Source organism: Bacteroides sp. LFL-34, from assembly GCF_027257075.1.
In the GTDB taxonomy this organism is placed as follows: Bacteria; Bacteroidota; Bacteroidia; order Bacteroidales; family Bacteroidaceae; genus Bacteroides; species Bacteroides ovatus.
The window spans coordinates 160,792-174,601 of sequence record NZ_JAPQKZ010000003.1; the positions used below are offsets into that span (position 1 = coordinate 160,792).

At 42.2% G+C, this 13,810-nt stretch carries 9 protein-coding genes; 3 read left to right on the plus strand and 6 right to left on the minus strand.

The annotated features are described in order from the left end of the window. Positions 1-27: 27 nt before the first annotated feature. From lepB (N5O98_RS02770) to N5O98_RS02780, 3 genes are all read left to right on the plus strand, one after another. The gene (lepB, locus tag N5O98_RS02770; protein ID WP_004307501.1) at positions 28-1,512 is read left to right on the plus strand and encodes a signal peptidase I; all 1,485 of its coding nucleotides are present in this window, start codon (positions 28-30) and stop codon (positions 1,510-1,512) included. Positions 1,513-1,554: 42 nt separating this feature from the next. Then, positions 1,555-2,496, plus strand: a complete 942-nt coding sequence (lepB, locus tag N5O98_RS02775) for a signal peptidase I (RefSeq protein WP_004313835.1) — start codon at positions 1,555-1,557, stop codon at positions 2,494-2,496. An 82-nt stretch (positions 2,497-2,578) separates the two neighbouring features. Then, positions 2,579-3,214 (plus strand): WbqC family protein, encoded by a 636-nt coding sequence (locus N5O98_RS02780; protein WP_004310330.1) that lies wholly within the window; start codon positions 2,579-2,581, stop codon positions 3,212-3,214. Positions 3,215-3,268: 54 nt separating this feature from the next. Here the strand turns inward: N5O98_RS02780 and N5O98_RS02785 are convergent, their stop codons facing one another. The 6 genes from N5O98_RS02785 to N5O98_RS02810 form a co-directional block, all read right to left on the minus strand. Next, on the minus strand, positions 3,269-4,978 hold the full coding sequence (locus N5O98_RS02785) for a GH35 family beta-galactosidase (protein WP_004324264.1): 1,710 nt from the start codon (positions 4,976-4,978) through the stop codon (positions 3,269-3,271). 195 nt (positions 4,979-5,173) lie between these two features. Further along, entirely contained in the window at positions 5,174-5,662 is a 489-nt protein-coding gene (locus N5O98_RS02790) for a hypothetical protein (RefSeq protein ID WP_004310328.1), read from the minus strand. A gap of 1,164 nt (positions 5,663-6,826) precedes the next feature. Then, entirely contained in the window at positions 6,827-7,636 is an 810-nt protein-coding gene (locus N5O98_RS02795) for a Fic family protein (protein WP_004309893.1), read from the minus strand. A 213-nt stretch (positions 7,637-7,849) separates the two neighbouring features. Beyond that, the gene (locus N5O98_RS02800; protein ID WP_008770461.1) at positions 7,850-10,102 is read right to left on the minus strand and encodes a glycoside hydrolase family 3 C-terminal domain-containing protein; all 2,253 of its coding nucleotides are present in this window, start codon (positions 10,100-10,102) and stop codon (positions 7,850-7,852) included. A 185-nt stretch (positions 10,103-10,287) separates the two neighbouring features. Continuing rightward, on the minus strand, positions 10,288-12,285 hold the full coding sequence (locus N5O98_RS02805) for a DUF5125 domain-containing protein (RefSeq protein WP_118161195.1): 1,998 nt from the start codon (positions 12,283-12,285) through the stop codon (positions 10,288-10,290). 22 nt (positions 12,286-12,307) lie between these two features. Then, positions 12,308-13,798 carry a glycoside hydrolase family 30 protein gene (locus tag N5O98_RS02810; RefSeq protein WP_004309890.1) on the minus strand — a complete coding sequence of 497 codons (1,491 nt, stop codon included), beginning with the start codon at positions 13,796-13,798 and terminating at the stop codon, positions 12,308-12,310. Positions 13,799-13,810 lie beyond the last annotated feature (12 nt).

The following is a 13,810-nucleotide window of genomic DNA, read 5'->3' on the forward strand; positions in this document are numbered from 1 at the left end:
AAGCTAGTTCTAAACAAATATAACATTATGAGACAAGCCACACGCGCACAATGGATCAAATGTGCCATTGCTATTCTACTTTACCTCGTCTTCCTCCTCTGGGTACGGAGTTGGTGGGGATTGATTGTTGTTCCTTTCATTTTCGATATTTATATCACAAAGAAAATACCTTGGTCTTTTTGGAAGAAGTCGAAGAATCCGGCTGTCCGCAGTGTGATGAGTTGGGTGGATGCCATCGTATTTGCGTTGGTTGCCGTCTACTTCGTCAATATCTACATCTTCCAGAATTACCAGATTCCTTCCTCTTCGCTGGAAAAATCATTGCTGGTAGGCGATTTCCTGTATGTAAGCAAGATGAGCTACGGTCCCCGCGTACCGAACACTCCCCTTTCTATGCCGTTGGCACAACATACGCTGCCTGTCTTCAATACTAAATCGTATATTGAGTGGCCACAATGGAAATACAAACGGGTACCGGGCTTCGGCAAAGTGAAGCTGAATGACATTGTGGTTTTCAACTTCCCGGCAGGAGATACGGTGGCAGTGAACTACCAACAGACAACGGACTTCTATACGCTGGCTTATGGTGAAGGACAACGCATCTACTCCAAACAGATTGAAATGGATAGCCTGACACGTTCACAGCAACGTGCAATCTATGACCTCTACTATGACGCCGGACGTAAACAGATTCTAAACAATCCGCGTACTTACGGTGAAGTACTGTGGCGTCCGGTAGACCGTCGCGAGAATTATGTGAAACGTTGTGTCGGCTTGCCCGGTGATACATTGCAAATTGTAGACGGACAGGTGATGATTGACGGTAAGGCGATTGAGAACCCCGAAAACCTGCAATTCAACTACTTCGTACAGACTACCGGCCCGTACATTCCGGAAGATATGCTCCGCGAATTAGGCATCAGCAAGGATGACACCATGCTGATAGAAGACTCTGGCTGGGAAGGCGGATTATTGGATATGGGACTGGACAACCGGAATGCGCAAGGCAAACTGAATCCGGTATATCATCTTCCATTGACTAAAAAGATGTATGACACTCTCCTTGGCAATAAAAAGCTAATCAGCAAAATAGTAATGGAACCGGAAGAATACGCCGGACAGATGTATCCGCTGAACCTTTATACCAAATGGAACCGCAACAATTACGGTCCGATCTGGATTCCTGCCAAAGGAGCTACCATTACCCTCACAGAAGACAACCTGCCTATCTATGAGCGTTGCATCGTAGCCTACGAAGGCAACAAGCTGGAAGTGAAACCGGACGGTATCTACATCAACGGTGAAAAGACCAATGAATATACCTTCAAAATGGATTATTACTGGATGATGGGTGACAACCGTCACAACTCTGCCGACTCCCGTTATTGGGGTTTTGTACCCGAAGATCACGTAGTGGGCAAGCCGATTGTCGTATGGCTGTCGCTTGACAAAGACCGTGGATGGTTTGACGGTAAGATTCGCTGGAACCGCCTCTTCAAGTGGGTAGACTGATAAGTGTACGGATAGAATAGAGTGATAAGGTGATAAATATTGATGAACATTCGTAAATTCAAATGGATACTAGCATTTGCCGGAGCAGTAGTCGTAGTGCTTCTGCTCCGGGGATTTGCTTTTACGTCCTGCCTTATCCCTTCCACCGGTATGGAAAACTCCATTTTCCAGGGTGAACGTATCTTAGTGAACAAATGGAGTTACGGATTGCGAGTTCCTTTCATGTCGCTCTTTTCTTATCATCGTTGGTGCGAAAGTCCTGTACGGCAACAAGATATTGTAGTGTTCAATAATCCGGCTGGAATCCGGGAACCTATCATCGACCGCCGGGAAATCTATATCAGCCGTTGCCTCGGAGTTCCGGGAGATACATTATTGGTCGATTCTCTTTTCTCCGTTATTTCTCCAGAGGCACAATTCAATCCGGATAAGAAAAGGCTTTATTCGTACCCCGCGTCAAAAGAAAATCTGATTACCTCACTCATGCATACTCTTTCCATCACCAACGACGGATTGATGGGAAGTAATGACAGTACTCATGTGCGTAGTTTCAGCCGTTACGAATATTATTTGTTGGAACAGGCAATGAATGGGAAAGAGAGTTTTGTCCAACCTTTGTCAAACAGGGAAGATGCCGAACCGAATCCGCTGATTGTTCCCGGAAAAGGGAAATTTATCCGGGTCTATCCCTGGAACATAACCTTACTGCGGAATACCCTCGTGATGCACGAAGGCAAACAGGCAGAAATAAAGAACGACACTCTCTACGTAGACGGCAAACCTACACAACACTGTTATTTCACTAAAGATTACTATTGGATGGGATCTAACAATACCGTCAACTTTTCCGACTCACGGCTCTTCGGGTTTGTCCCGCAAGACCATATCATCGGGAAAGCCTCCATCATTTGGTTCTCCAAAGAAAAAGAGACAGGCTTGTTTGACGGATACCGATGGAACCGTTTCTTCAGAACGGTGAAATAATCTTCCGGAACATAAAAGAAATAACTCCTTAATAATATCCTTAATTAATATCCTTATTATAGAGCCCCCTAAACGTATTAAAATGAAAGAAATGAAAATAGCTTATTTATCTTCAGCTTATCTCGCTCCCGTCGAATATTATACCAAACTTCTGGCTTATGACAAAGTGTTTGTAGAGCAACACGACCACTATATCAAACAAACCTATCGTAACCGGTGCACCATTGCCGGCCCATCCGGCGAATTAGCTCTTTCTATCCCAACCGTAAAACCCGACACATTGAAGTGTCCGATGAAAGATATCCGCATCTCCGACCACGGCAACTGGAGACATCTGCACTGGAACGCCATCGAATCAGCCTACAACAGTACTCCTTTCTTTGAATATTACAAGGACGACTTCCGTCCCTTCTACGAAAAGAAATACGAGTTTTTAATCGATTTCAACGAAGAACTATGCCGGATGGTCTGTGAATTGATAGATATTCACCCCACTATGGAGCGTACTAGCGAATATAAGATGGAGTTTGCTCCCGGAGAATTCGATTTTCGGGAAGTCATTCATCCCAAAAAGGATTTCCGAGAAGTGGATACAGAGTTTATTCCGCAACCTTACTATCAGGTTTTCGAGCCCAAACTGGGTTTTCTTCCTAATTTGAGTATCATAGACCTGTTGTTCAATATGGGACCGGAAAGTCTGTTGGTACTAGGCAAGTAATGACTCCACTCTTCTATACGTATGTAGCCAACAAAGGTGCACCATGTCGTCACATTATTTATACTCGTACAGTTTGACGTGTAAAATACTGAATTCTCCGACAGGAATACGTACATGCCTTCCCTGATGGTCCTGATCGCCATTCAGGCGCCGGATATATTTCAGTGAACCATCTTCGTTCACATTAACTTCATCTACAGAACCGATACCGGCTCTCATACCACCTTGCCAGCTATTTTCCGTTTTTGATGCCTTTCCGCCCACACTGGCAAAACCATCCTCGCCCAATGCCGGTGAACTTTTCATTTTATTTTCCCCCTGTTTCTTAAATTCAAGTACCAAGCCACTGCCGGCAACGATATACTCATCTGGAGCCAGACGTAGCAAAACACCTCCCCCTTCAGGCCATACAGTGCCATCCCGGGCACGTGGGTCCCATGGCAGAGTGAAGTAATGACGGCAGGTAATCTCCAAATCATCGTATGAAAGTATTCGTTCTTTATTCTCTTCATCAAACAAAAGACCGTTCATCACTCCTTTACCCTGATATTTTGTCAATAAAGGCATCAGTTCTTTCAATTTAATATAGCTCTGTACCAAAGGTGCATCTGCTCTATCCGAACCGCTTTCAATAGAGAAAGGACAAAAGCCAATCGCATCATGCTCACCAAACACATAGAAAGCACGTACTCCATCATTGTCTTCCAACCGAATTTCAGGTATAAAGAGAGGATTATTGTGCAGTTTATACTTTGCCACCCAATCAACGAAACCTTTATCATATAAATCCGGAGCCAGAAAATCAATGTTGGGTGCTGCATAATGCCATACATCTATTAAATGAGCCAATGGTCCTGCCGACGGATATTCTCCCGGTTTCCGCCCCCTACTGTTCATTGCTGCATTGACATACAACGGAATATTATAGATAGAACGTGCTAACTTTGCCATTCGTTCTACATACTGCGCATACGACCAGGCCATAAAAATTTCATCCGTATACACGTCTGCACCAAACACTTCCTGCCACGTACCTTTCTTCTTGAATCCCTGGCTCTCCCATTTTGCCAACATTTCGGGATGCAGAGATCTCTTGTTCTTTTGCAAATAGTCGATGAAAAGAGACGGAACTGGTGCATAAAACAGTTTATCCGCTTCTTTGGAATAATCGCGGGCATCTTCCAACATTCCGATTTCGTTTTCTATCTGAATCATGATAACCGTTCCCTCTTCCTTATCCACAGAAGCAATGTGTTTCATCCATTGGGAAAAAGCACGGCTATCCGCCTGAAACACATTCTCCGAAAAGGAACTGGCTATTTCGAGGGGCTTCCCTGCTTTCGTATAGGCACGCGGGTATTTCTTATAATCTTCCTTAAACCAGATCGGAGCGTAGCAACTCATTGAGTTTTTCCACGCACCGAACCAAAGGAAAACCACCTTCAAATCATTCGCGCGAGCCTGTTGAATCACTTTATCCGTCAGAGTAAAATCAAATTTACCTTCCTGTGGTTCTGTTAAATCCCAATATGCAGGAACCAGTACCGTATTCAGCCCCATACGTTGCAATTTCGGGAATATACGTTCAATATCTTCAATAGAGGAAGCTGAAGAATTTCCCAATTCACCGCCAATCACCAAGAATGGCTTTCCATCTACCATAAGTTGTGTGGTACTTCCCTGTTTCTGCAAATACGGAAGTTTCTGATGTGCCTGAAGAGGCAAAATAAAAAGGAATAGAATCCCAAAAAGTGTGTTTCTCATAACAATCAGCTTTATCATATTATCTGAAAGCAAAGTTACAACAATATAAAAAAGGAGCACAACGTCTTGTGTTCCTTTTCTATCGGGCAGGTTACAGATGCTTTATGTTACGTTACATTTGCCTTTATCTATACATTATCTCCGATTCTTATACCCTCTATTTGCGTTTCCTAAGTAATTTTTAGAGAAAACTGTTTATATCGCTACTTCTTCACAGTTCTTCTCTTCATTAGATTCTGCCGCATCCAGCCGACTCAACAAATAGCGTACATTTTGAAGATGTATATCGTTATTCCGATCCATTTTCTTAAACTGCCAACTGTTTTTAGTGGTATTCAGTATGCAATTCATTAACATTCCCACGGCATCGGCACTTTGGAAACGATTGGTATTGGAGATTAGCGTATTCATCATGTGCGCCCCGAATCCTCTAATCACCTCTTTCACACTTATCGACTTATAATTACGGATGGCTTCAAAGGCTGCCACATTACTACAAAGCGTACTAGCTAAATCCTCCAGTCTCTTTCGATCTGTTCGTTCCACTAGATAGCTTTCAGGATTCATAAAACGATTGAGGGTCAGATAAAAAGACATCATTTCATCATCGGATGAAAAGATAGCGTGCATGAGTTGCGTCGCGTCCCCCGGACGGGCCTGCTGGTTGCTTAAAACTTCTTTCATAAGAATTTTAATTAAATGGTGAATAAATTAAGTTTAATGGGGCGATACAGAAAGGTAGTTTTAAGAAATAAAAGAAGCGGTTCCGCCTGTCCCATTGCTCTTCACCATCCACAACAGGCAGTAGGTGCATTAACATCCTACATGGGGGTACGAAACCGCCATATAGAATGATAGGACAAGCATAAAAAAGCCTGCCACATTGATACAGCAGGTTCCCCTGCTGTGGATTTTGATAAAGAGCATTGCAAAGATAGAATATAAAATCAGAAAAGAGAAAAGAAAATCAATATAAATTGAAGTTTACAGCGATCAGCAAAAGACAAAATCTTCTAAAGCTACTTGTAACTATAAAATTCATTTAGGAGGTTCACCGGTTTCACCTTTAGTTGAATGAGTATAAATCAGATGTTTATGGTGAAAGAGGTACATAAAATAATAAAGAATCATCCTTCACCTCCTTCACAAAATAAAAGTAAGCGTCTTTTAGTTTTGCACTCGAAAGAGAGACTTCTTATAAGCTTTAAGATTGTTAACGAAGAACTAGTAAGCCCCCAAGTTTAGATAGCTTTTTATCGATATAGCTCCTTAGCAGATATTAACAAGATTGTTTCTCTTTCTTTCAAATAACCAGACTAAAAGACGCTTATATCGTATAGATTAAGGGTCTATACACCCTATTTGTTGGGCATATAGATCCAATGTATTGGTCATATAGATCTAACACGTTGGATATATATATCGTGCGTCTTGGGTATATATAGCCAACAACTCAAGTATTAATAGCCTAAATACAAAGTATTAATAGTCGATAGCTCAAATGTTAATACTTGATGGAGCGTTTGCTATGAGCTTATTAATTTTAGCTGATAGCATATTCGTTTTTGCTTATAGCATATTTACTTTAGCTTATGGCATATAAAAAGAACAGTGAAGAGTGTGAAGGATGATTCTTTATTATTTTATGTACCTCTTCCACCATAAATATCTGGTCTATAACTATTCAGCTAACGGTGAAACTGATGAACCTTTATTTAAAACTATTAGAGAATTACATAAGTTCGATATTAATAAATGCAACCGCCGTTACTGTAATGGTGATTTCGTTAATGAAAAACAACACAATATACAATGGGTGGAAGTCTTATCAAAAGAAGCCCTACAAGATTAAAACATAAAACTAAATCCTTTATCGTGAGAAGCTTTATATTTTTGAATTTCCAAAGACAGTGATTTTTTCAATTGCACCGCCATGAAATCCAAAAAAGGCTGGTTGGTTTCATCATCTTGCGCCTGTTGTAAAGAAAGGATATAATCTGCCCTATCCTCCTTAAAAATCTTAGCGGGGAAAAGATGATAGCAGAATTGAATATAGTTCATCAATAAGCGAGCTGCTCTCCCGTTGCCATCCACCCAAGGATGAATAGTCACTAAATTGAGGTGAGCATTAAAACTTAATTCGTATTGTTCACGGAACGTTTCCACATTCTTTTGCCGTTCCTGCAACAAGAAACAAAGTTCTTCTACTTTAACAGGTACTTTTTGATAACCCACATAAGAACGCCCACCTACACCAGCCGTAACGCCACACAAACGGAACTCACCTCTGGAAGAATCGAAAGAGCCGCCTATTGTATTATGCCTTCCCCCTGTTGTCCGCATCAAAGTAGCGTTTAACTTCTGCAAAAAAGCAGGAGTTATAACAGTATTGCGTTGCGCTTCCTTTTTAGCAAGCTCGTATGCTTTCTTCAAGTCCTCATTCATCAGATGATATACCAACGGCTTTCCTTTAGCTGTTACACCTTCATCGAAAAGAAGCTGTGCATCCATTTCGGTTAGTGTAGAACCCTCAATGGCTGTAGAATGGGTAATAAGAGAATAGAGGTAGTACTTCTCATAGTCCACCGACTGACTGATACCGAGTTGCTGAAACTCCTTATACAGTTCCTCTATTTCCAGCCAAATACCTTTTTCCATAATTAGGTTACCTTAATTGTTATTTTTCCCAAAATTACTTCTGATACAACACTTTACCAAGCGAAACGACTACTTTCTTACTATTTTTTTGCAAACGCTGGGAAAATTAGGCAATAAAAAAACGCTAGGTCGATTTGTTGCAATCACTTAGCGTTTTCCGAGTACCCAGACTCTCTGTCATCTCCTTAAAAAAATCTCTAACCAAACATCTACCTATTTCAACTCAAATGGTACAGTACCTTTAATATCTCTGGATGAACTACCGATGATTGCCTCAAACTTACCCGGTTCGGCCACCCATTCGTGTTTAGCATCATCGAAGAAGCTCAATGCTTTCTTATCAATCGTCAGCGTTACCGCCTTCTCTTCTCCCGGAGCCAGTTTCACTTTCTGAAAACCTTTCAACTCTTTTACCGGACGAGGGAGAGAGGATTTCTTATCACTGATATAAAGCTGAACAACTTCCTGACCTTCACGAGTTCCTGTATTCTTCACATTGACCGTGAAAGAGATAGTATCATCTACTGTCATTGTTTTCTTGTCAGCCGAAGGCTTTCCATAAGCGAAAGTTGTGTAGCTCAATCCGTGTCCGAACGGGAACAGCGGTTTGATTTTTTCTTTATCCGCCCAACGGTAACCTACAAAAATATCTTCCCGATAGATTTCATTAATCGTATCTCCTCTATGTTTAGACTGTGCCAGTTCCTCCTTATTGCCCGGATATTCGCCCAATTTATGAGCCCCTACATCTTCCAGTTTTGCCGGGAAGGTGAAAGGAAGTTTTCCCGAAGGATTGGCGTCTCCTACCAATACGGAAGCAAGAGCTGTTCCGGCTTCCGAACCCAGGAACCAGCCTTGTACAATGGCCGGCACTTCATTTACCCAAGGCATAGCCACAGCATTGCCGGAGATATTGACCACGATCAGGTTTTTATTCACCTTTGCGAGTTCACTAATCACTCTATCCTGTGCGTATGGTAAACCTAAAGAAGCACGGTCCGAATCTTCACAATCCTGATGATTGCTCTTGTTCAAGCCACCGAAGAAGACTACATAGTCGGCATCTTTAGCCACTTGCAAAGCTTCTGCAAGCAATTCATCTTCCGAACGGTTATCTTTCAAGTCCTGACCGGTTTTCACACCGTTATACTCTCCTGTCGGGTCGCCTACATACCCACGGGCATATACTACTTCTGCTTTTGAGCCCACACGACTTTTCAGTCCATCCAATGGAGAAATTTCATATTTCACTTTCAAAGAAGAACTACCACCGCCCACAGTCATCATCTTAATGGCATTTTCACCGATAACGGCTATTTTCTTAGCTTTATTCAAATCGATAGGCAATAAGTTACCGTTGTTCTGCAACAGTACAATCCCTTCTTCTCCAATCTGACGTCCGGCTTGCCCGTGTTCGGGAGAACCTAAAGAGCCAAATGGTTTGTGCGGGTCCATTGAAGTACGGAAAATCAGACGAAGGACATTACTAACCTTTTCATCCAGTTCCTTTGTTCCTACTTTACCCTCTTTTATCAGTTTCAGGTAAGGGAAAGCAAGGTAATAATTATCATACGCATTTCTCGTTCCGGCAGACAGTCCGTTCGTCCATGAACCAAACTCCAAGTCCATGCCATTGTGAATAGCCTGTTCGGTGTTGTGCACACCTCCCCAGTCGGACACTACAACGCCATCAAAACCCCATTCATCACGAAGAATATCTTTAAGCAGACGTTTGTTGTGACAAGCGTGCTGTCCCTGATAAAGATTATAAGAGCCCATAATCGACCATGTTCCACCTTCCTGAACAGCCGCTTTAAAAGCAGGCAGGTATATTTCATAAAGAGCACGATCACTCAATTGCACATTGGTGGTATGACGGTTGAACTCCTGATTGTTCAATGCATAATGCTTCACACAGGCAGCTACCCCATTCTCTTGTACACCTTTGATGTAAGGAACCACCATAGTGGCGGACAGATACGGGTCTTCTCCCATATACTCGAAGTTACGTCCGTTCAAGGGAGTACGGTAGATATTCACACCGGGCCCCAACAAGATGTCTTTCTTGCGGTAACGCGCCTCTTCACCGATACTTTTCCCATAAAGATGCGACATTTCGGGATTCCATGTAGCAGAAAGACACGTCAATGCCGGATAGGCAATACAGGAATCGTTTGTCCATCCAGCCTGATCCCATTCATCCCACAACACTTCCGGACGGATACCATGAGGACCGTCGGTAGCCCATACTTCGGGAATTCCGAGGCGGGGAACGCCTGCCGAACTAAATTTAGACTGTGCATGAATCATCTTCACCTTTTCTTCAAGGGTCATCCGGTTCAATGCATCTTTCACTCTCTCTTCGATAGGCTTACCAGTGTCCAGATACACGGGCTTCTGCGCAAAGGCAGGCAACGCAGTTATCACAGACAAGCCAAGTAACATTGCTTTGAATTTCATGTTCATTTATGATATAAGAAATAAGTTCATACTTTATTTATATAGACTCCCAAACAGGGGATATTTCCTAGTTGCGGACGAGTTTATTAATGTTTTTTACATTATTCCGACCAAAGATGAATCCTGAAAGGGTACAATTCATCATACCCTTTCAGGATAGTTTCAATAAAAATCCGGCATTAATCTTCAGATCAATTTATTTTCTCAACCTTCAGATCAGCATTTGCATTGCCATTCGTTACATCAATGGTAAATCGATAGACAGCTCCTTCTTCAAATGCTTTATTATCCTGCATTTCCAAATTTCCGGAATCTGCAAGTTTAAGCTGTTCCACTAAAATAGAGCTTGCATAATTGCCGAATTCTCCTCCCCAATCATTTTGATGGAAGAACTTAAAACTAATCACTTCCGGGTCACCACTAGTCTTCAACGTTTCCCCGGCTTTCAAGGTTAGCTGATACTTTTTAGAAGCAACTTGCGCCAGACAGAGCGCTTTACTTGGCTCCCAACCTACTTCGGAAGACGTAACAGAAGGCTTACCGATTCCTTTTCCGATAGCCCAGATTGCACCCGTTCCGTCATCTTGCAATTTGGCCGGTTTACCATCTTTCAAAGCCATTACAGAAAAATACTTCAAAACAGCATTAGCTGTCACCCGATAATCTCCGTTAATCGGCAGGAACTTCAATGCACCATCACTTTGTTTCTCAAAGAAATCAGGATCGATCCACCATTCATTCAAATTATCAATGCCCGTGACAGTTATCATTTGTCCTTGTGTAAACGCCTGTTCCGACTTATATATATCAGTATCTGTCACCTCCATCTTATCATTACCAAAGAAAATATCCGGTGCAGGTAAATCTACCTTCCCTACTTTCTCCACTGTCAACACAGCCTTGGTATTGCCTTTCGTCACATCAACTGTAAACCTGTAAATACCTCCTCTTTCGAACTTCTGACCTTCTTCCAGTCCCAAGTTTCCGTCCGATGAGATTTTAACCAATTCACTCGTTGTAGAAATAGCATCACCCTTAAACTCGCCGTTGTCCCATTTATTGATATGGAAGAACTTAAAGTTAATATCATCCACTTTCATGGTAACGCCAGCTATAAATGTCAGTTGATACTTCTTCGCAGTAAGCTGTGGCATACACAGACCGTTTTCCGGAGTCCACCCTACTTCAGAAAGTGCCACCGACGGTTTACCGATTCCTGTTCCAATAGCCCAGATAGCACCTGTTCCATCATCCTGCAACTTGGCAGCCTCACCATTCTTCAAAGCAATGACAGAGAAATACTTCATTTTACCATTGGCTGTTATTTGGTAACTTCCGTCAATCGGCAGGAATTTCAATGTTCCATCTTCCTGCTTTTCAAAATAATCCTGGTCTATCCACCAATTATCATAATCAGGCACCCCTTCAAACGCTAGAATGTCATTCTTCTTCAAAGTCAACTTGATTGCATAGATATCATTCTCTACCAATTCCATATCTTCACCGTTCACCTTTAATTTGGCAAATGGTTCTGCCTCGTAAGTCAACGTATTAAACTTGATAGCATAATTTCCCGGTTCCGTATTAGAAAATGAGATAGCATTAGTAGAACCGGCTTCAATCGTTCCATTCTCCCAGCCGAAGGTCAATTCGTTCCCATTCTCTCCCACTTTCGGAGTCTTGATATACGCTTTCATCTTTTGCGAGAAGTCTCCTGTCACACTATACTTGTACATGGCTTGCCGTTCCATCCGGTACTCTTTTCCTTCCTCATCCACTAATGTCAGATAGGGGAAGTCCGGTCGTGCCAGAGCGAGTTCTTTCGTCATTTCTGTGGTAGTAAAATGAATGTTCTGAAGAATATATTTCAAAGTTGCCTTTCCATTAGGAATATTAGCATAATAAGGAACAAAGATTTTACCAGTATAGTCATTTCCGCTTGTCTTTGTACGGATGACCGTTTCAGACACTTGTTCTTCTCCATAAAAAAGCTGTGCTTTCAACGTAGAAAGAGGCACATCCACATCCGAGGCTTTAATCGTAAACGGAAGACTGTCACCAAAAAGAGCATCTGCATTCTCTGCTTTGATTTCCATACTCGGATTACCGGGCAAGAATTCGTCATCATTACAGGAATTCATGGATAACATTCCTGCCAAAGCCAATATAATATAACTGTTTTTTTTCATTGTCTTGATCGTTTTAAAGTTCTTATTCCGACTTTGCCCAACGATAGGAAGTCACAGATTTGCCCGGAACATCATAAGCAAAATGACGCTTACCATCACTTAAGGTTATCTTTTTAGTCTTTTCATTATTATTCATCAGTACAAAAGCGTATGTTCCATCCGGATTCTCGAAAGCAGAATACATGATATTGCTATCAGCATAGCCGGATGCACCGATACGTACCGCTCCCGGTTTCACCACACTTGAGAGATGGGCGATGATATAATAATGTGAGTTGCGGATAATTGTCTTATAGTCGCTATTACTGATATCCACCGCTCCGTAGCAAGTCTGGCAACCGCCTTCACGGTTAGGAGCACGGTCATTATCAAGCATCAGGTTCCACACTATAACTCCCCTACACCAGTTGTTGATCGTACCCAATGCTACTTCTTTCATATCTTCCAGCAATCGTTTCGACAAATCACGTCCGCTATTCCATGTTCCGATAGAAGTCTCCGTGAAAAGAAGTTCCTTTTCAGGATAGGCTTTATGTATATTTAAAAGCTCTTCGCGATTCCCGCCATAGTTGTGATAAGCAGCTCCGGCCAGGTATTGGGAAGCAGCTGCGTCCTCATACATCTTACCGGGGTAGTTCTTTTCCGTTGCAATATCACTATAATCATAGTTATGATCGTATGCATAAATTTTCGTAGCCAGTCCGGCTGTTTTGAATTTAGGTCCGAGTGCTGTTTTCACAAAGTCCCTCTGTTCTTCCCAACTCATATAAAGTGAAGCGGAATTACCACGGTTCAACGGTTCGTTCTGGGGAGTTACAGCATAAATATCAATGCCTTCGGCGTTGAAGGCTTGTACCCATTTCACAAAATAAGTGGCATAGTCCTGATAATAGGCTGGATTCAGCTGACCGTTTGTCCATGAATCCAGCGGAGTAAGATCTGTGAGACTCTTTACTTTCATCCATTTTGGACAAGTCCAAGGGGCGGCAATGACTTTAATAGAAGGATTGATGCTCAAAATCTCTTTCAGAATCGGAAGGATATAGTCTTTCTCTTCACTTTGCAAAGCAAAATGCTCAATACCTTTCGTATCACAGCAGGTATATTCGCTCAATGAAAAGTCCGAGCAGCCGATAGAGATACGGATATAGCTAAATCCGAAGCCTTTGTCGTCAGAGAATGTTTCCGTAAGGAAGGCGTGACGATCTTCCGGTTTCATTTGCAGAAGATTAAAACAAGTGGCGCCTGTGATAGCAGCTCCGAAGCCATCCATTGTCTGATATTGTTCAGTCGGATTCAATGTGATTGAAGTAGGTGCCAAATTATCTTTCGAGCTGAAATTAACGGCATCACGGGTCAAATCGCGAGTCAGGCTGCTAGTGGTCGCATAAATAGTCACATCTCCGGTCGGAACAGGTGTAACCGGTTTCTCCGCATCGTCACTGTTGCTGCATGCAGCTAATATGGTGAAGCATCCTAAAAAGGTCAATGCTATATTTCTCATGTCTATCATAATCTTAAGTTT

What these genes read in the sequence shown, in the direction of transcription:
- lepB (WP_004307501.1), top strand. Translation starts at nt 28, where the DNA reads ATGAGACAAGCCACACGCGCACAATGGATCAAATGTGCCATTGCTATT.
- lepB (WP_004313835.1), top strand. Translation starts at nt 1,555, where the DNA reads ATGAACATTCGTAAATTCAAATGGATACTAGCATTTGCCGGAGCAGTA.
- N5O98_RS02780 (WP_004310330.1), top strand. Translation starts at nt 2,579, where the DNA reads ATGAAAGAAATGAAAATAGCTTATTTATCTTCAGCTTATCTCGCTCCC.
- N5O98_RS02785 (WP_004324264.1), bottom strand. Translation starts at nt 4,978, where the DNA reads ATGAGAAACACACTTTTTGGGATTCTATTCCTTTTTATTTTGCCTCTT.
- N5O98_RS02790 (WP_004310328.1), bottom strand. Translation starts at nt 5,662, where the DNA reads ATGAAAGAAGTTTTAAGCAACCAGCAGGCCCGTCCGGGGGACGCGACG.
- N5O98_RS02795 (WP_004309893.1), bottom strand. Translation starts at nt 7,636, where the DNA reads ATGGAAAAAGGTATTTGGCTGGAAATAGAGGAACTGTATAAGGAGTTT.
- N5O98_RS02800 (WP_008770461.1), bottom strand. Translation starts at nt 10,102, where the DNA reads ATGAACATGAAATTCAAAGCAATGTTACTTGGCTTGTCTGTGATAACT.
- N5O98_RS02805 (WP_118161195.1), bottom strand. Translation starts at nt 12,285, where the DNA reads ATGAAAAAAAACAGTTATATTATATTGGCTTTGGCAGGAATGTTATCC.
- N5O98_RS02810 (WP_004309890.1), bottom strand. Translation starts at nt 13,798, where the DNA reads ATGATAGACATGAGAAATATAGCATTGACCTTTTTAGGATGCTTCACC.